General features: G+C 65.1%; 17 protein-coding genes. 8 read left to right on the top strand and 9 right to left on the bottom strand.

Going from position 1 to position 18,090, the window contains the following annotated elements:
* Window positions 1-27: 27 nt before the first annotated feature.
* The 3 genes from tilS to dacB form a co-directional block, all read right to left on the bottom strand.
* The gene (gene tilS, locus AC3WJU_RS11770) at window positions 28-1,065 is read right to left on the bottom strand and encodes a tRNA lysidine(34) synthetase TilS (protein ID WP_284990219.1); all 1,038 of its coding nucleotides are present in this window, start codon (window positions 1,063-1,065) and stop codon (window positions 28-30) included.
* Window positions 1,066-1,187: 122 nt separating this feature from the next.
* On the bottom strand, window positions 1,188-2,291 hold the full coding sequence (locus AC3WJU_RS11765) for a zinc-dependent metalloprotease (protein WP_253257327.1): 1,104 nt from the start codon (window positions 2,289-2,291) through the stop codon (window positions 1,188-1,190).
* A gap of 77 nt (window positions 2,292-2,368) precedes the next feature.
* Window positions 2,369-3,733 carry a D-alanyl-D-alanine carboxypeptidase/D-alanyl-D-alanine endopeptidase gene (dacB, locus tag AC3WJU_RS11760; RefSeq protein WP_492259913.1) on the bottom strand — a complete coding sequence of 455 codons (1,365 nt, stop codon included), beginning with the start codon at window positions 3,731-3,733 and terminating at the stop codon, window positions 2,369-2,371.
* A 313-nt stretch (window positions 3,734-4,046) separates the two neighbouring features.
* On the opposite strand from dacB, the gene AC3WJU_RS11755 reads away from it, so the two are divergent.
* The 3 genes from AC3WJU_RS11755 to AC3WJU_RS11745 all read left to right on the top strand — a co-directional run bounded on the left by AC3WJU_RS11755 (window position 4,047) and on the right by AC3WJU_RS11745 (window position 6,366).
* Entirely contained in the window at window positions 4,047-4,574 is a 528-nt protein-coding gene (locus AC3WJU_RS11755; RefSeq protein WP_492259908.1) for an inorganic diphosphatase, read from the top strand.
* Between the two features lie 42 nt (window positions 4,575-4,616).
* Window positions 4,617-5,216: a hypothetical protein gene (locus AC3WJU_RS11750; protein WP_306964393.1), complete on the top strand. Its 600-nt coding sequence runs from the start codon at window positions 4,617-4,619 to the stop codon at window positions 5,214-5,216.
* A 67-nt stretch (window positions 5,217-5,283) separates the two neighbouring features.
* Entirely contained in the window at window positions 5,284-6,366 is a 1,083-nt protein-coding gene (locus AC3WJU_RS11745; RefSeq protein WP_284990217.1) for an FUSC family protein, read from the top strand.
* 77 nt (window positions 6,367-6,443) lie between these two features.
* Here AC3WJU_RS11745 and AC3WJU_RS11740 read toward each other — a convergent pair whose 3' ends face one another.
* The gene (locus AC3WJU_RS11740; protein WP_059388920.1) at window positions 6,444-7,289 is read right to left on the bottom strand and encodes an HAD family hydrolase; all 846 of its coding nucleotides are present in this window, start codon (window positions 7,287-7,289) and stop codon (window positions 6,444-6,446) included.
* Window positions 7,290-7,591: 302 nt separating this feature from the next.
* Window positions 7,592-8,872 carry a serine--tRNA ligase gene (gene serS, locus AC3WJU_RS11735; protein WP_059388919.1) on the bottom strand — a complete coding sequence of 427 codons (1,281 nt, stop codon included), beginning with the start codon at window positions 8,870-8,872 and terminating at the stop codon, window positions 7,592-7,594.
* Between the two features lie 111 nt (window positions 8,873-8,983).
* Between serS and AC3WJU_RS11730 the strand changes: the two genes are divergently transcribed.
* The gene (locus AC3WJU_RS11730; RefSeq protein ID WP_059388918.1) at window positions 8,984-10,030 is read left to right on the top strand and encodes a diacylglycerol/lipid kinase family protein; all 1,047 of its coding nucleotides are present in this window, start codon (window positions 8,984-8,986) and stop codon (window positions 10,028-10,030) included.
* Between the two features lie 46 nt (window positions 10,031-10,076).
* Here AC3WJU_RS11730 and AC3WJU_RS11725 read toward each other — a convergent pair whose 3' ends face one another.
* The 3 genes from AC3WJU_RS11725 to AC3WJU_RS11715 all read right to left on the bottom strand — a co-directional run bounded on the left by AC3WJU_RS11725 (window position 10,077) and on the right by AC3WJU_RS11715 (window position 11,730).
* On the bottom strand, window positions 10,077-10,295 hold the full coding sequence (locus tag AC3WJU_RS11725) for a hypothetical protein (protein WP_078107002.1): 219 nt from the start codon (window positions 10,293-10,295) through the stop codon (window positions 10,077-10,079).
* Between the two features lie 129 nt (window positions 10,296-10,424).
* A complete protein-coding gene (gene pheA / locus AC3WJU_RS11720) occupies window positions 10,425-11,372 on the bottom strand; it encodes a prephenate dehydratase (RefSeq protein ID WP_306964385.1) in 948 nt (315 codons plus the stop codon).
* Window positions 11,373-11,403: 31 nt separating this feature from the next.
* A complete protein-coding gene (locus AC3WJU_RS11715) occupies window positions 11,404-11,730 on the bottom strand; it encodes a rhodanese-like domain-containing protein (RefSeq protein WP_059388916.1) in 327 nt (108 codons plus the stop codon).
* An 82-nt stretch (window positions 11,731-11,812) separates the two neighbouring features.
* Here AC3WJU_RS11715 and AC3WJU_RS11710 point away from each other — a divergent pair, with 82 nt between their 5' ends.
* Genes AC3WJU_RS11710 through AC3WJU_RS11700 form a run of 3 tightly spaced genes read left to right on the top strand, consistent with a single transcriptional unit; the run spans window position 11,813 to window position 15,535 of the window.
* The gene (locus AC3WJU_RS11710; protein ID WP_284990213.1) at window positions 11,813-12,556 is read left to right on the top strand and encodes a Type 1 glutamine amidotransferase-like domain-containing protein; all 744 of its coding nucleotides are present in this window, start codon (window positions 11,813-11,815) and stop codon (window positions 12,554-12,556) included.
* The gene (locus AC3WJU_RS11705; protein WP_492259907.1) at window positions 12,549-14,006 is read left to right on the top strand and encodes an amidase; all 1,458 of its coding nucleotides are present in this window, start codon (window positions 12,549-12,551) and stop codon (window positions 14,004-14,006) included. Before AC3WJU_RS11710 ends, AC3WJU_RS11705 begins: the two co-directional genes overlap by 8 nt.
* Window positions 14,007-14,056: 50 nt before the next feature.
* The gene (locus tag AC3WJU_RS11700) at window positions 14,057-15,535 is read left to right on the top strand and encodes a peptide MFS transporter (RefSeq protein WP_370872292.1); all 1,479 of its coding nucleotides are present in this window, start codon (window positions 14,057-14,059) and stop codon (window positions 15,533-15,535) included.
* 82 nt (window positions 15,536-15,617) lie between these two features.
* Here the strand turns inward: AC3WJU_RS11700 and AC3WJU_RS11695 are convergent, their stop codons facing one another.
* Window positions 15,618-16,214: a DUF4190 domain-containing protein gene (locus tag AC3WJU_RS11695; RefSeq protein ID WP_441432801.1), complete on the bottom strand. Its 597-nt coding sequence runs from the start codon at window positions 16,212-16,214 to the stop codon at window positions 15,618-15,620.
* Between the two features lie 208 nt (window positions 16,215-16,422).
* On the opposite strand from AC3WJU_RS11695, the gene pgm reads away from it, so the two are divergent.
* Window positions 16,423-18,087 carry a phosphoglucomutase (alpha-D-glucose-1,6-bisphosphate-dependent) gene (pgm, locus tag AC3WJU_RS11690; protein ID WP_284990210.1) on the top strand — a complete coding sequence of 555 codons (1,665 nt, stop codon included), beginning with the start codon at window positions 16,423-16,425 and terminating at the stop codon, window positions 18,085-18,087.
* The last annotated feature ends 3 nt before the right edge of the window (window positions 18,088-18,090 follow it).

Below are 18,090 nucleotides of genomic sequence, written 5' to 3'. Positions count from 1 at the left end.
GGCTCCTGTGTTGATGCGTGGGTGCGGCTACTGTTGGGGCGATCTTTGATGCCGGAATACTAGCTTCCCACAGCCGCCGCCTTCGCGGGGAACGGCAGTTCCTCCGGCTGCGGCCTCCCGCTCCAATTCGCTCAGGGATACGCGGTACACGCTGACGCTACCGGGAAGCTGCACGGGGCCCGCGGATCCCTGGCGACGCAGCAAGCCTTCGGCGGCCTGAAGCCGCCCGTAGCCGGGCTGTTGGCCCCCGACGTCGGCCGCCGCCTTGGCGATCACCCGGAACCTCAGCGCGGGGGACAATTCCCTCAAGCGGTCTTCCGGGAGCCAGACCCCGTCGTCGCTCCGGTTCACGAGGCCCGCATAGCTCTCAGCGGCAAGGTGCTCCAGGAAGTCGGCATCCTGTTGCAGGATCGCGGCGGTGCGGGCGAGTGATTCGGCCACGCCGGGCCCCAGCTTGTCCTCAAGCAAGGGCATCACCTCAACCCTGGTCCGCGAGCGGGCGAAGGCGGGGTCAGCGTTACTGGGATCGTGCCAGGTTTCGAGTTCCTCGACCTCGCAGATTTCGAGCGTTTCGGCGCGGCGAAGCCCGAGGAAGGGACGAAGGAGCTTGCCGCGGGCGGGCCGCATCCCGGCGAGGGAACGCGTTCCCGAGCCCCGGGCCAGGCCCAGCAGCACCTGTTCGGCCTGGTCGTCCAGCGTGTGCCCGAGCAGGATTGCTCCGCAATCAAGTTCGGTGGCGGCCGCTTCGAGGGCCGCGTGCCGGGCGTCCCGGGCTGCCGCCTCGGGACCGAACCCGGTAGCTGCCACTTCCACGGTCCGCAGCTGGACGGGCGAGAGTCCCAGCCCTTCAAGGATCGCCACGGTCCGTGCCGCGACCTCAGCCGAGCCTTCCTGCAGTTGATGGTCAACCACGACGGCGGCTACGCTCACGGGGCGGCCGTGAACGTGGCCACGCCGGGCAAAATAGGCTGCCACTGAGGCAAGCGCCAAGGAATCCGGCCCCCCGCTGCAAGCCACCAGGATTCGCTCGGGGTAGCCCGCGGAGGCCAGCGCGTCCTGCAACATATTCCGTGCTTTGCCGACGACCGGCGCCAAACGCCCGGGACGCCGTCGTCCACTGCTTGGAGCGCTTTCAGTGCTTGGCGGGTTTCTACTGCTTCCGCCCTGGCCCGATGTGGTGCCTGCGGTCACAGCCCCATCCGCTCAAGCCACAGCTTGGAGTCGTGGATCTCGGTCTCCGTAGGCAGTTTGTCGGCCGATTCCCAGACCCGGTTGAGGCCCTCCATGCCCGCCACCGCAACCACTTCGCGGACAAACTTGGCTCCGTCGCTGTACTGGCGCATCTTGGCATCCAGGCCGAGGATGTTGCGGATGAACTTCTCGATCACGCCCCGGTCCTTGCCCCGTGCGTTGAAGCGCTGCCTGATGGTCTTCACTGAAGGGACAAGGGTGGAATCGACGGCGTCCATCACCACGTTGGCGTGGCCTTCAAGCAAGCTCATGACAGCTGTGAGATGCGAGAGCGAGGCCTTTTCCTCAGGGTTCTGGAGCAGGTCCAAGATGGCCCCGCGGCCGGGTGTGGCGCCGGTGGAGCGATCGCGCAGGGAGCGCGCGGCGGCAGTAGCGCGATCCATGATGGAGTCCACATTGCCGATGAGATTGGCGCTGAGGCGCTCGATTTCCTCGAGCATGTGGGTCCGGAGCCAGGGAGCCGCGGCGAACTGCACCCGGTGGGTCTGCTCGTGAAGGCAGACCCAGAGCCGGAAATCGTCTGGATCGACGTTGAGCTCGCGCTCCACGGAGATGATGTTCGGAGCCACCAGCAGGAGCCGGCCCGCAGGCGGTGCTTTCGAGTCCGGGGCGAGCGCGGCGAAGGGATCGTATTGGCCCAGGACTTTGCTCGACAAGAAGGCAAGCACAGCCCCGAGCTGGCTGCCGGTGATGGCGCCGCTCGCGGCCGCCGCTGCCGGTGTCATCGCCGGACCCCGCCGGGAATCCAGCATTTGTTTAAGGGCCGGCTGGAGCATCACCGCAAAACTCTGGGTATTGGCCTTCGCCCACGACGCCCGGTCAACTACTAGCACATGGGAATCGCGGAGATCGCGTGCGGCTTCCAAACCGGTGATGTCATGCACATGCGGTACCGAGATATCCGCACTGAAGCGCAGGCTGTCCACGGCTTTGCCGATCTGGGCCGGACTCAGTACGGGACCGGGGGGAGCGAGCCGGGCGGCCGTGGAGGCGGCCAGCTCCCAGTTGATGAGGGACTGGGCTTGCTGCTGAGACTCCATACGAACCATCAGAACACAACAGTCTGAATCTGCACCCTTAAGTTCGCTCAGCGGCGAACGCCTGGCAGCGGCAAAGGTCAGCCGGCGCGGCAACCGCATGACGCGAGGGCCGTCGCGGACCTGTCCAGCGCCACTTTGTTCCCCGCCGCGCCCGGCGTCAGCCCGTTGCCGATAAAGGAAAAGACCAGGAGGCGGCCGTTCGCGTCAACCACATAGCCGCTCAGAGCGATCACCGAATTCAAGGTGCCGGTCTTGGCCCGCACCAATCCAGCCCCTCGGGAGGTGGTGGCGTCTGCGTAGCGGTCGCCGAGCGTCCCGGTCAGCCCGGCAACGGGGAACCCGGCGAGGGCGGCACGGAGGCGAGTGTCCGGTCCGGAGGTAATCGCCCGCACCACATCCGCGAACTGCCGCGCGGACACCTGGTTGCCCAAGGCAAGGCCGGACACGTCCGCCAAGTGCATGGAGTCCGTCGCGATCCCCAGTTCCGCCACCTGGGCGCTCACGGCCGCCGTCGCGCCGTCGTTGGATCCCGGCTTTCCAGTGGACAGCGCGGCCATCCGGCCGAATACCTCGGCGAGGTAGTTGTCCGAGGTTTCCAGCATCAAGTCCACCTGCTCGCGGACGGTCGCAGAAGCCACGCTGGCAAGGACGTCCTGCTTCCCTGCCGGGGCGGCGGCGCGTTCCACACCGGGGACCACCGTGAATCCGGCAGCGGCGCCCGCGGCTTGGAGTTTCCCGGCGAAAGCCTCGGCGGCGGTGAGCGCGGCGTCCTGCGGACGCGGACCGGTGGTTGCCCCCGGGCTTGTCCGGGCCGAGTTCAGGGCGAGCGGAAAGATCGGCGCGGTTTCACCGGCAGCGACGTCGTCGAGGCTCCACGCCGGATTCAAAGCCGGACCGGTGAACAGTCCATCGTCCAACTGGACTGTGACCGGACCCTTCACACCGCGATCCTGAAGCGCTTTCGCCGCATCTGCCGCGAGAGTCTCCAGGCCGGCATGGCCAAGCACTTCGCTTGGCTGGGACGGGCCGTCGCCGAGCAGGACGTCTCCCCCGGCGCTCAAGATGATCGTCGACGGCGAAGGTCCCGTCAGGACCCGCGTGTTGAAGCGGGTCTCCGGGCCGATCGCCCGCAGCGCCGCGACCGCCGTCAGCAGCTTCATGTTGGACGCCGGCACCCGGTTCTTCGCGCCGTCGCGATCGTAAAGCGGAAGTCCGGTCAACGCATCTTCAACGACGCCGGTGAAGTCTCCCCCGCCGTCGGGCGTCAGGAGGGCGTTGAGCTGGCTGGTGACATCGGCCGGCAGCGGGACCGGGGCGGAAGCGTCCAAGGGCGCAACGATCTGGGTGCGGCTCAGTTGCTTGGGGACCTGTTGCCAGGCCGGCACCTGGGGCGCGGGCGCAGCGGCTACCCCGAAGAAGCCGGGTGCGACTCCGAGGCCCATCGGCACGGCCAAGGCCGCGATGACCGCGGCCAACAAAACCAGTGGCAGAAAGCCGACGACACCCTTCGGTTCCGGCCTCGCGGGCGTCCCGGGTCTGGGCTTCCGGGGCCTGAGAACGGGATTTTCCTGCTGTTCCGGAGACTGGTTGTCAGCCCCCGCCTCGTTAACGCCCTTCATGCAGCTTTAGTCCTCAAAGTCTTGAATGTCCCCACCGTTTCAAGAAACTTGGGCCTCTCGCTATATCCTCAATAGTAGTCGGCGGCGTCGGCTGCTCTGTTGCCGCGCCCATGCCAATACCGTCAAGGAGCATTCCATGAAGCACGACGTCACGATCGAGATCCCCAAGGGGTCGCGCGTCAAGTACGAAGTTGACCACGAGACCGGCCGCGTCCGCCTGGACCGCGTCCTGTTCACCTCCATGCAGTACCCCACGCACTACGGGTTCTTCGAGAACACCCTTGGCGAGGATGGCGACCCGCTGGACGCACTGGTCCTCCTGCAGGACTTCGACCTTTACCCCGGCGTCATCGTTGAATCCCGCCCCATCGGCGTTTTCAACATGACCGACGACGGCGGCGGAGACGCAAAGGTCCTCTGCGTTCCGGCCGACCCGCGCTTCGACCACATCCAGGAAATCTCCGATGTCAGCGAATTCCTGATCAAGGAAATCGAGCACTTCTTCACCCGTTACAAGGACCTTGAGCCGGGTAAGTGGGTCAAGGCTGAAGGCTGGGCCGACCGCGCCGCCGCCGTCGTTAATGGGTGGGTACCCGACACGGAACGGATCGGCCCACAATCGCCGGGCACCCGCCGTCGTAACGAGAAGTTGGCTCTGGATTAACCGCTTGAAAGTCAGCTACCTGCCGGTAATGTTTGATCCACAATGTTCACCCTGACCATCAACCAACGCGACAGCCGCGGCGACGGAGACCTCGTACCGCAGCTGCTCAAAGACCTGCGCCACGTCCCGGCGTGCTTGGACTTTGACCGCTCGGTGGAGGACGAAGTCCAGGGCATCGTGGAATTCCCCCATCAGGCCGTGGATTCAGCGCTCATCGCCTTGAGGAGCGGACAGTGGTACGTGGGAATCGGCGTGGGACCGGTCAACGAACCCCTGCCGCAGCAAATCAAAGACGCCTCCGGACACGGCTTGGTCTACGCACGCCGCGCCGTGGACCGTTTGCGGAACGGCAAAGAGCGGGTCCCTGTGGCAGTCGAGGGGCCGATCGCTGCCCTCGCTGCCGAATCGGAGGCCGTGCTGCGGCTCCTGGGGCACATCGTGCAGCATCGGAGCGTTGCCGAGTGGCGCGTCCTGGACCTGCTGACGCCCGGCGTGCGTGGGCAGCAGAAGGCCGTGGCCCAGGAACTGGGGATCAGCACCCAAGCCGTGAGCAAGGCCCTGGCACGCGCCCAATGGGTAGAGGAGCACGCCGCCCGGCCGGCCGCGGCGCGCTTGCTGCAGTTGATCCTCGACGTTTACTGATTGCGTCAGCCCGCGTTCATCCATATTGTCCTCGACACGTCCGTTCTTCCCGGCCTACCTTGAGTCCATGATCTCCAAGCCAAAGCTTGGGCGGCTTCTTCCCGCTCTCAGGCAGGCCGTCACAGGCCACCGACTCCTGTTTGCCGCAAAGACGGCCGTCGCGGCGGGGGTGGCTTGGTACCTCGCGCCGCTCATGCCTGGGACAGCCGCCGCCTATCCCTATTACGCTCCCTTGGGCGTCCTGGTCAGCATGCACCCCACTGTTGCGGCTTCCGCCAAGCATGGGCTGCAAAGCCTGCTGGGACTCGGATTGGGCATTGCCATGGCCTTCGCCGTGACCACGGTCACCACCCCGAACGCGCTGGCGGTGGCCGTCGTCGTCGGCCTGGGCGTGGTTATCGGCGGCCTGCCAAGGCTTGGAAGCGCCTCCGAATGGGTTCCCATGGCGGCGCTGTTCGTGCTGGTCCTGGGTTATTCGAATGCGCAGGGATTCTCTTTCGCGTACGTCCTGCAAATGGCTATGGGCGTGGCCGTCGGATTCGCGGTGAACTGGCTGGTCTTCCCTCCCCTTCATCTTGAAGGCATCGATCCCGCCATCGACGGACACCAACGGGCATTGTCCAAGCAACTCAAGGACATGGCCAGCGCCATGACGGAATCCTGGCCACCGGACCATGAGGAATGGGCGAGCCGCAGCGGCGAGCTCGCACGTACCGCGACCGACGTGCGGGCAGCTGTCCAAGCGGCGAAGTTGAGCGCAAAAGCGAACCCGCGGTCCCGCCGTCGAGCCCGCCGGCTGCCCGCCGACCTGGCCGGTTTGCGAACGCTGGAACGGCTGACCTTTCACGTCCAGGACATCACGGACGTCCTGGCAAGCGTCATCTGGGAAGAGGACGCGGGAACGGTCATTCCGGAGGGTGTCCCGCCAAACCTGGCTGAGGCGCTCGACGACGTAGCAACAGCGATCCGGCAATGGAGGCACGGAGATTCCGGAGACTTCCGGGATGCCCTGGACGAAGCCCGGGACAGTGTGGCAGCACTAAGTGACACCGTTACGGAAGCAGCCGCCGGCCAGGAGTCCGTGAACGCCACCGCATCGGTCGCCATGAGCCTCCGCCGGATCATCACTGTGGTCTCCGACGACGCCTGAGCTAGCGATGGGGTGAACTGGCGTAGCCCCGCAGCGCGGGGCTACTTCAGTTGCGCAGGTTCAGTTGAGCAGGGCTATTACAGCAGGCGACGCAGGATGAGGGCCGCGCCGTCGTCGTACACCGAAGCGGTGACCTCGTCCGCGACGGCGATGACTTCCTCAGGCGCCTGGCCCATGGCGACACCGCGCCCGGCCCAGCTGAGCATTTCGATATCATTGCGGCCGTCCCCCACTGCCACCGTGTGGCGCGGGTGCGTGCCAAGCCGCCGGCGCAACTGCTCCAAAGCGCTGGCCTTGGTGACCCCGGCGGCGGCGATATCCAGCCAGGCCGTCCAGCCCACCGAATAGGTGACCCCGGACAGCCCGATCTTGCGAATGGCTGTGGAAAATTCTTCGGCCGTGTTTTCGCTGCTGAACACCACGACACGCACCGCAGTGGCATCGAGCATGGTCTGGAAATCGACGCCGATGGCCTCAACGCCGAAGCTGGCGTCCTGGAACCGCTCCGTGGAGAGGAAGTTCCCGTCCTCGTCCTCAAGCGCGTATTTGGCGGACGGAAGCTGCTCGCGAAGAGCCATCAACGCCGGGGCGGGATCGAACGTGGCCTTGTGAATGATCTCGTAGCCTGCGTCCAGCTGGGGGTCGAGCCGCAATGTGACACCGCCGTTGCAGCACACGGCATATCCCCGTTCCAGCCCTATCTGCTCAATGATGGGCAACGTGGCGTTCAACGAACGGCCCGTGGCGATCAGGACGTCGTGGCCGTGGGCTACAACCGCCCTTGCGGCGTCGCGGACACCAGGCGACATGTGGCCATCGTGATCCACGAGGGTTCCGTCGACGTCCAACGCCACCATGAGTTTGTGATTCACATTCCGCTGGTCATCGATGCCAGCGACTGAGGTACCAGTCAAAATAGTCATGCCTCCAGTGAAGCAGACCCCACCCACGCCAGCTAGGACGCAGGCCACAGCAAGGGATTAACACGCGGTGAATACTCCCACGTTGTCCACAGTGTGAATATTAACTTGAGGCCTTGCCGCGAGGCCGTAGTCCGGCGCGCAGGAGCTTCTGCCGAAGACGGCCCGGCTGTACGACTCCCCCACTGATTCGGCCTTCGTGTGGGCCAAGCTCGCGATGCGGAGTGCTCTGTGTTTGGTGGCATCAGCCACGATCCCGTCCAGTGCCCCCGGTTGTGGAGGACCGCTCCACCCCGCCCACTGAGCTACAGAACGGGCAGGACCTCAAGGCCTCCGATGTACTTCTGGAGGGCCTTGGGGACGTTGACCGAGCCATCCGGGTTCTGGTGGTGCTCCAGGATGGCCACGATCCAGCGGGTCGTGGCCAGCGTGCCGTTCAGGGTGGCCACGGCGCGCGTGCCCTTCACTACGCCGTCCTCGTTGACCGCGCGCTCACGGATGTTCAGGCGGCGGGCCTGGAAGGTGGTGCAGTTGGACGTTGACGTGAGCTCGCGGTACGCGTTCTGCGTGGGAACCCAGGCTTCGCAGTCGAACTTCCGGGCCGCGGACATGCCGAGATCGCCCGCCGCGGTGTCGATCACGCGGTACGGGAGCTCAACCTTGGCCAGCATTTCCTCTTCCCAAGCCAGGAGCCGCTCGTGCTCGGCGGCGGCCTCTTCAACCGTGGTGTAGATGAACATCTCCACTTTGTTGAACTGGTGGACGCGGATGATTCCGCGGGTATCCTTGCCGTGCGAACCCGCTTCGCGGCGGTAGCAGGAACTCTGCCCCGCGTAGCGGATAGGCCCGGCCGACAGGTCCAGGATCTCGTCCGCGTGGTAACCCGCAAGGGCCACTTCCGAGGTTCCCACGAGGTAAAGGTCGTCTTCGGCGAGACGGTAGATCTCGGCGTCGTGCTTTACATCGAACCCGGTGCCCTGCATGGTCTCCGGACGCACCAAAGTGGGGGTGATCATCGGGACGAAGCCGGCCTCGATGGCTTGGTCCATGGCCATCTGCAGCAAGGCCATCTCCAAGCGGGCGCCGACGCCGCGGAGGAAGTAGAAGCGCGCGCCTGAGACCTTGGCGCCGCGTTCCATGTCGATCGCGCCAATGAGTTCGCCGATTTCCAGGTGGTCCTTCGGCTCGAAGTCCGGAAATTCGCGCGGGGTGCCGACCGTCTTGACCACGACGTAGTCGTCCTCGCCACCCTCAGGCACGCCGTCCACAATCAGGTTGGGAATGACCCGCAGCAGCTCTTCCTGCTTGGCCTGGGCTGCGTCGGCTTCGGCGGAGGCAGCCTTGACGGAATTGGCCAGTTCCTTGACCTCGGCCAGCAGCGCCTGTTTTTCCTCGCCCTTGGCCTGTGCCACCTTCTTGCCGAAGGCGTTCTGCTCCGCACGGAGGTTTTCGTAGCGGATCAGGGCCGCGCGGCGGTCCGAATCGGCGGAAATGATCGCGTCCACCACGGACTCGTCGGCGCCGCGGGCGCGCTGGCTGGCACGGAACTTGTCCGGGTTTTCGCTGAGGTCTTTTACGTCGATCACCAGACAAGAGTATCGAATGAGCGCGCAGCTCCGCGGCCAATGCCCGACGGCGGCCGGCACCCCCTTCCGCCGTGCACCGCCGCGCCTGCAGCGGGATAGGGTTGAAGCACCATGAGCAACTGGATCCTGTACGTGATTCTGGCTGGGGGCGTGGTCTTCGCCGTCTCCAGTTGGTGGGGCGTGCGCCGGCTCAGGGCCAGGCATACCCGCAGCGCTGTGCATGAAGACGCACACAAGCCGGAAGCCGGCCTGCAAAGGGTGGCCGTGGTCCTTAACCCGGTCAAGGCGAAAGCCGAGGACGCGCGGAGGATCATCCGGGAAGCCTGCCATCTTGCGGGCTGGGACGAACCCCGTTTCTTCGAAACCACCGCAGACGATCCCGGCCATTCGCAAACCAAGGCGGCACTCGCGTATAAGCCCGACGTCATACTCGTCGGCGGCGGCGACGGCACCGTGCGCGTCGTGGCTGAGGCCCTCGCGCACACCAACGTCGCGATGGGCTTGATTCCCCTGGGAACCGGAAACCTGCTGGCACGCAACGTGAACCTGGATGTCAACGATCTGCGGGGCAGCGTCCACACAGCGCTCTTCGGCCACCAGCGCTACATCGACACCGCCCGAATGGCGATCCACAACGAGCTGACAGGCGCCTCTTCCGAGCATGCATTCCTGGTGATCGCCGGCATGGGACTCGATGCCGAGGTTGTGGGCGATACCAACGACGGGCTCAAGAAGGCAGTCGGCTGGCTGGCCTACACCGAGGCGGGCGTCCGCCACCTGCCCGGCCGGCGCAAAAAGGTCACCATTGCCATGGACGACGAGCCCGAGCAATCCCGGAAAATCCGAAGCGTCTTGTTCGCCAACTGCGGCCTGATTCCGGGCGGCATCGACTTCATCCCCGGTGCGATGATCGACGACGGCGTGCTGGACGTTGTGGTCATGAGCCCCCGTAGTGCCATCGGCTGGCTCGCGGTGTACGCCAAGATCCTGTTCAAGCACAACCGGAACCTGCCGGTCATGAATTACTACCGTTCGGGCAAAGTGGTCATCAGCAGCAGCGAACCGATGGCCACGCAACTTGACGGTGATCCCTCGGGCGAGGCCACGAAGGTCACCGTCAAGGTGGAGCCGCGTTCTCTCCTCGTGCGCGTCCAATAAACCGGTACTCGTGCAACTACCGGTGCGCGCGCGACGGCGCAACGCGCTATTTGGCGTTCTTCGCCGCTTCCGTTGCTTTGTGTTCTGCCAAGGCTTTGGCGGCTGCGCGCGCTTCCGATTGCTCGCGAATCATCGCCTGTTCTTCCTCAAAGCGCAGCCGATCGGCCCGGTCGGCGTCGTCGCCGTCCCAGTCCTGGTTGTCCGCCTTGGGCTTGGGATTGACGATCATTCCCTGGCCGCTGGTGTCATTGCTATTTCCTGACATGGCCCGCTCCCTCCGTTAGGGGCATGCGTCCATCAATTGTGGATCAAGCAAGCATACGCACAGTTTTATCCACGCGATAGGGGTTGAAGAGTCAATTATCCAACGCTTTGCGAAGCGGATTCGGGCCGGTCAAGCGCCCGGTTCCCCACCCAAAATGGCCCGAACCCAGGCATGCGCGGATGCGAACGCGGCGTCGGAGGTATGCGGAGCCACGAAGGCTTTCTGCTCGTCCGCCCGCGCATAAGACCCCAGGAAGCGGGTGGCCGGGCTGATCCGGTGCAGGCCTGCCAAGGCGTCGGCTACCCGGGCGTCCGACGCGTGGCCGTCGGCGTCGATACTGAAGAAATAGTGACCCAGATACTGGCCTGTGGGCCGGGACTCGATACGGCTGAGGTTGACTCCGCGGGTGGCAAACTGGTCCAGGATTTCCATCAGGGCGCCCGGGCGGTCTTCGGGCAGGGGCACGACGACGGTGGTCTTGTCGGCACCCGTGCGCTCAGTCAGTGCGCCGGGACGGCTGACCAGGACGAAGCGCGTAACCGCGCCGGGGTTGTCTCCAATGTTCTCCGCAAGGATATTCAGTCCCGGCCGCTCGGCCGCGACAAGGGGTGCGCAGATGGCGGCGTCATAGTGCACATCACCCTCGAGAAGCCCGACGGCGGCCGCTGCCGTAGAGGATCCCGGCACATATTCCGCATTTGGGATATTTTCGTCGACCCACAGCCGGCACTGGGCCCAGGCATGGCCATGGGTGGAGACCCGGCGGATGTCCGAGATCTTCACGCCGGGCCGGGCAACCAGCACGAACGTGATGGGAACGAGGGCTTCGCGGATGATCCGCAGCTCGGTTCCGGTGGCAATAGCATCCAGGGTGGCGGTCACTCCACCTTCCACCGAGTTCTCGATCGGCACCATGGCCGCATCCGCCTCGCCTTGGCGAACCCTCTCCAAAGCCGTGTTCACATTGGTGCAAGGGACCCTGTTGGCATCGGCCGCTCCGGGGACCTGCAAGAGGGCAGCCTCAGTAAAGGTGCCTTCAGGACCGAGGAACGTGTAGGTGAGCACGGATCCCGACATGTATATATTCCTTAGGTGTTATGCGTTGGGGCTACAGGACGACCGGCTTGAGGCCGTTCTCAGATACCATCGGGCGGCCGGTCTCGAACCACATGTCCATGCCTCCGGCTATATTGGTGGCGGTGTAACCCTGCCCCACCAGCCACTGGACCGCCCGGTAGGACCGTCCGCCCGTACGGCAGATGACATACAAGTCATCGTCAGGATCAAGCTCGTCAAGGCGCGCCGGGATCTGGTCAAGCGGAATATGCAGCGCACCCTCGGCGTGGCCCGCTACCCATTCGTAATCCTCCCGGACATCCAGGATTTTCGCGTCGGCCGGAACATCGCCGACAGGCACGGTCTCGAAATCGCTCACGTGGTCCCTTCCAGTTGATTCAGATCTCCAATCCAGCCTACCGTTGCAGGGACCGAGACCGCTCAAGGCAAAAGGAGGCGCCATGGCTGCCGACGGGCCCACCATCCTGGCAACCTCCGGTGGCTATAAGTCCGGGCATCGCACCAGGATGGAGTTCGACCTCCTGGTTCACCACGCCGTCGAACTCTCCGGGGTCAGCGGACGTGCGCCGCGAGTGGCGCATATTGGGACGGCCTCCGGAGACCAGCGTTGGTTCGCCGCGGAATTGGACCAGGCCGCCCGGGTTTCGGGCTTCGATTTCAGCCACCTGAACCTTTTCACGATGCCCAACTACGGCGATCCCGAGGCCTACCTTTTGGAACAGGACGTGGTGTGGGTCAACGGTGGTTCCGTGGTCAATCTTCTGGCCGTATGGCGCGCCCACGGACTGGACAGCATCTTGAGGCGCGTCTGGGAACACGGTGTGGTGCTGGCAGGGGTGTCCGCGGGCTCGATTTGTTGGTTCCAGGGCGGCACTACGGATTCGTACGGCCCTGAATTGCGCGCTGTGACCAACGGACTGGACTTCCTCCCCTACGCCAACGGCGTCCATTATGACTCCGAGCCGGGCCGCCGCCCCCTGGTCCACCAGTTGGTGGCGGAGGGCGTGCTGGGCGAAACGCACTGCACCGACGACGGCGTCGGGCTCGTTTACAGGGGCACGGAACTTGTGGACGTGGTTGCCGAGGTCAGGGGCAAGGCTGCATATCGCGTCACCGCGACTTCCAGCGATCCGGCCGACAGCGTTGCCGTGGAAGAGCGCTTGGAGGCCCGCTTCCTTGGCTGACATCCACGAGCTCGGCGCGGCCGGGTTGCGCCAAGCCTTGGCCGCCGGCGAGCTCTCGGCAACCGAGGTGGCGGAGCACTTCCTCGCGAGGATCGGACAGCTGAACCACACGCTGGGCGCCTTCGTCACGGTGACGGCGGACCAGGCCATGCTCGACGCCGGGGCCGCGGACGCAGCCTACGTCCGCCGACGCAGCGGTGGCCCCGGGCTTCCCCTCCTGCACGGCGTGCCGCTGGCTTTCAAAGACCTCACGGATGTTGCCGGAGTAGTGACCACCCATGGCAGCGGTGCCCTGGACCGGAAGGCCGCCCCGGAGGACGGAGCCCTTGCCGCAACGCTCAAAGGCGCGGGTGCCATCTCACTGGGCAAGACTCAGGTTCCGGAATTCGGACTTACGGCCTACAGCGAAAACCGCATCGCACCGCCGTCGCGCAATCCATATGCACTGAGCCGCAGCTCCGGCGGCTCTTCCGGAGGCAGTGCTGCCGCGGTTGCGGCGGGCTTGGTTCCCTTCGCGCCCGGGAGCGACGGCGGCGGCTCCATACGTATTCCCGCTGCGGCATGTGGACTCCTGGGGTTGAAGCCGGGCCGCGGCTTGGTGCCGGCCGGCGAGAGCGTCGGGGACGCGGCACGCCTGGTGGTGGCCGGTCCCTTGGCTCGCTCCGCGGAGGATGCCGCTCTCATGATGGATGCCCTGGTGCCAGCCGGAATCCGTCCGGAAGGGGGCTACCTTGCGGGCCTCGAGGAGGCTCCCGGCGCATTGCGCATCGGCGCGAGCCTGGACAGCCCGTGGTCCACCACTTTCCCGTTCACCCCGGAGCGGGAAGCCCTTGATGCCTTCGCCAAAGGCATCGCACTGCTGACGGACGCGGGCCATTCAGTGCTGGATGCCGAGGTCCGTTATGACAATCGCTATCCGGAAGCGTTCACCACCGCCTGGACTGCCGGCGTTGGGAGCGCCCGGATCCTGCCGCAGCGCGAAGCCCTGCTGACCCCGCTGACCCGGACCTTCCGGCGAAGGGCGCAACAGCGGAGCGCAGCGAAGGTCAACGAGGCCATCGGCTTCCTGCGGCAGTTCACCCACGACACCATCGCCCAGTACGGGCAGTGGGACCTCGTCCTGACGCCGTCGCTGGCACAGACGCCACGGCCCGTGGGCTGGTTCACCGGCACAATGCCCGGAGGCGAGCAATGGCCAGCCCCCGACTGGCCAGGCGACGCGGACGACGACTACCGCAAGCAATGCGAGTTTGCGCCCTGGTCCTCCATGGTGAACGTGTGCGGCCTGCCGGCGATCACCGTACCCGTTCATTGGACCGGCCCGACGCCTGGAACGGGGCTTCCGATGGGCATCCAACTCATCGGAAAACCGGGATCCGAGCTGCTGCTCCTGCGGCTCGCGAGGCAGCTTGAGAGGCAGCAAAAAGTGGCGCCCCACCCCGGCAAATAGTTGCTCTAGGCATCTAAATGATGTGACAAATGCGCTCAGTCAATGTCACCATGGATCAGATGAGCACAACTCTAGACACGCGGACGCCCGCCAAAAACGCGGGCGATACGTCATTTTTCGGCCACCCAAAGATGCTGGCCAGCCTCTTCTCCGTAGAAATGTGGGAACGATTCTCCTTCTACGGCATGCAGGGCATCCTGCTTTACTACATGTACTTCACCGCGGACCATGGCGGACTCTCGATCGACAAATCGCTCGCCGCCGGACTGGTTGGCGCGTACGGCGGAGGCGTGTACCTCTCCACGATCCTGGGCGCCTGGTTGGCGGACCGGCTTTTCGGCTCCGAACGGGTACTTTTCGGTTCCGCCATCATGATCATGACCGGCCACATCGCACTTGCCCTCCTGCCCGGGATCCCGGGCCTGGTGGCGGGCCTCGTGCTGGTGGGTATCGGATCCGGCGGCCTCAAGGCGAACGCAACAGCGCTGGTCGGCACCCTCTATGGGGAGAAGGACGAACGCCGTGACGCCGGCTTCTCCATCTTCTACATGGGCATCAACCTCGGCGCCCTCATCGGACCGCTCGTGACCGGCTGGCTGCAGGAAAGCAACGGCTTCCACTGGGGCTTCGGCGCAGCCGCAATCGGCATGGCGATCGGCCTGGTCATCTACGCACTGGGCCGCAACAAGCTCCCGGAAGAAGCACACCGCGTTCCAAACGCCCTTCCGTCAGCACAGCGGAGCCGTTATGGGCTCATCTTCCTCGGCATCGCCGTCGTGATCGCCGTGCTGCTGATAACCGGCGTGGTGAATCCCGGCAACCTGGCCAAGAGCATGGCATACGCCGCCATTGTCGCCTCGGTCATCTATTTCACGCTGATCTTCAGAAGCAAGAAGGTCACGCCGTTTGAGCGCAAGCGTGTTGTCGCATTCATTCCGCTGTACATCGCGTCTGCAGCGTTCTGGGCACTCTTCCAGCAGCAGTTCACGTTCATTGCCGTGTACTCGGAGGAAAAACTGGACCGCAACCTCTTCGGATGGGAAATGCCGGCGGCCTGGGTACAGTCCATCAACCCTGTATTCATCATCGTCTTCGCAGGCGTCATGGCTGCCCTCTGGACAAAACTTGGTCCGAAGCAGCCGGGATCCCCCATCAAGTTCGCTGCCGGACTGTTCGTCATGGGACTGGCATTCCTGGCCTTCATCCCCTTGTCCGGCGCAGGAAAAACCCCGCTGCTTGCGCTCGTGGGAATCCTGTTCCTCTTCACCTTGGCGGAACTGTTCCTGTCCCCCATCGGCCTGTCCGTGAGCACCAAGCTGGCCCCCAAGGCCTTCCACACCCAGATGGTGGCCCTGTTCTTCCTCTCGGTGTCTCTCGGCACCGCGTTGGCGGGCATCCTGGCCGGCCTGTACAACCCTGACAACGAATTGCCGTACTTCCTGGGCGTCGGCGGCACGGCGGTTGTGATCGCTGCTGCCTTGGCGGCTGGCTCGCCCGCCATCAAGAAATTGATGGGCGGCGTCCGCTAGTCACGTGACCGAGCTGGAGCGCGACGGCGGCCGGTGCGTTCGGCGGGTTTCCCGCCAGGCGCACCGGCCGCCGTCGTTGTCGCTAGTAGTTGTAGTTGTAACGCGAAGCCGTGGCGGCAAAAATCGCGACAAAGACCCAGAAGATGGTTACGGCAACAATCCCCAGGTATCCCAGTACAAGGCCCGCGATGGCCATGCCCTTGCCGGCTGGTTCCTTCCTGAGGGCCATGTGGCCGAGGATCACCGCGGCAATCTGGGGCAGGACGAAGAAGCCAAGGCCCACGAACACCGCGATCCCGCAGCACATGCTCGCAATGCTCAGGCCCTTCGGCTCGACCGGCATGCCGTAGTAGGCGGGCTGGCCATAGGGACTGGCCGGCTGCCCGTACCCAGGCGGCCCTTGGGGAGGTTGTTGACCGTACGGCGAAGCGGGCTGGCCATAGGTGCTGGCGGGCTGCTGGCCATAGGGCGGCTGGCCGTACTGAGCCGGACCACCCTGGGGCTGTTGCGGCTGTGGCTGGCCGTAGGGGCCGGGAGCCGCCGGCGAGGCAAACGGCTGCTCGCCGTACGGGTTCTCACCGGCCTGGGGTGCGGGCGGAATGTACGACGGTGGCTCGTAGCCCTTGGGCGGTTCGTCACCCTCGGGAGCGTTCTCGGGTTTAGCTGGCTGGTCGGTCATGGAATATCCCCCTTGCGAGTCTTTGTGCCCAGCCTACCGCCGAGCGAAGGCGCACATAAGCTCGCAGAGCCCCGGCTCCGCAACGCCATGCCGCACTCCGGTAAACGGGCAGTGAATCTTCGTCGATCATGCGGAAATACGAAGTCACAGGCCCCGCAATAGTCGGTTTTCTCTTCTAGCGCACCGGGCGGTCTGGCATGCTGGGTCAATGGCTAGCCGTGCGGGCACTGTTGCCCTTCCCCAGGACCTTGTAGACATCACCGCTCTTCTTGACGCGTACTACGACGTGACGCCGGATCTTAGTGATCCCGCACAACGCGTTGCCTTCGGCACCTCCGGGCATCGGGGGTCGAGCCTCAAGGCCTCATTCAATGAAGGGCATATCCTCGCCATCACCCAGGCGATCGTGGAATACCGCGCCGGGCAAGGCATCACCGGCCCACTCTTCCTGGCCAAGGACACCCACGGGCTCAGCGAACCGGCGCAGAATTCCGCCCTTGAGGTCCTCGCCGCCAACGGTGTCAACGTACTGATCGACGCGCGCCACGGCTACACGCCCACCCCCGCCCTGAGCCACGCGATCCTGAAATACAACAACGAAGCCGGCCCCGGGCAGCCCCAGGCAGACGGCATCGTGGTCACCCCGAGCCACAACCCTCCGGCCGACGGCGGTTTCAAGTACAACCCCCCGCACGGCGGCCCTGCAGACACCGACGCCACCGGCTGGATCGCCAACCGCGCCAACGAGCTCCTGGAAAACGGGCTGCGCGGCGTCAAGCGGATTCCGTTGAACGACGCCCTCAAAGCGGATGGCACGGGCAAGTTCGATTTCCTGAGCAGCTACGTGGACGATCTCCCTTCCGTCCTGGACCTCGATGCGATCCGCACCGCCGGCGTACGCATCGGCGCGGACCCCATGGGCGGCGCATCCGTGGACTACTGGGGTGAAATCGGCGAACGCCACCAGCTCGACCTGACCGTGGTCAACCCCACCGTGGACCCGCAGTGGGCTTTCATGACCCTCGACTGGGATGAGAAGATCCGCATGGACTGCTCCTCGCCGTCGGCCATGGCCTCACTCATCAAGCGCATGTCGGACAGTGCTTCGGCCGGAACGGGCGCCTTCGACGTTGCCACCGGAAACGACGCCGACGCCGACCGCCACGGCATCGTGACGCCCGACGGCGGCTTGATGAACCCGAACCACTACCTCGCCGTCGCGATCGACTACCTTTACCGCAACCGCACAGGCTGGAACCCGGAGTCCGTCGTCGGCAAGACCCTTGTCTCCTCCTCCATCATCGATCGCGTTGCCGCGGGGCTGGGCCGCAAGCTCGTGGAAGTTCCCGTGGGCTTCAAGTGGTTCGTCCCCGGCCTGCTCTCGGGCGAGGGTGCCTTCGGCGGCGAAGAATCCGCGGGCGCCTCCTTCAACAAGCGCGACGGAAGCGTCTGGACCACCGACAAGGACGGCATCCTGTTGGCCCTCCTGGCATCGGAGATCACGGCCGTCACCGGCAAGTCGCCGTCGCAGCTCTACAAGGGCCTCACGGACCAGTTCGGCGCGCCCGTCTATGCCCGGATCGACGCCGCTGCGACGCGGGAGCAGAAGGCCAAGCTCGGCAAGCTCTCCGCCGCGGATGTCACAGCCACCACGCTGGCGGGCGAGGACATCACCGCCAAGTTGACCGAGGCTCCCGGCAACGGCGCCTCGATCGGCGGCCTCAAGGTTGTCACAGAGAACGCCTGGTTCGCGGCCCGTCCGTCGGGAACCGAGGACGTCTACAAGATCTACGCCGAGTCCTTCAAGGGAGCCGACCACCTCAAGCAGGTCCAAGAAGAGGCCAAGGCACTCGTGGACGGCGTGATCTCCTAGACC

This window comes from Arthrobacter sp. FW306-1B-F12A (assembly GCF_058781865.1).
The sequence above is the reverse complement of the archived record's forward strand: the minus strand, read 5'-3'. Positions and strand labels throughout refer to the sequence as shown.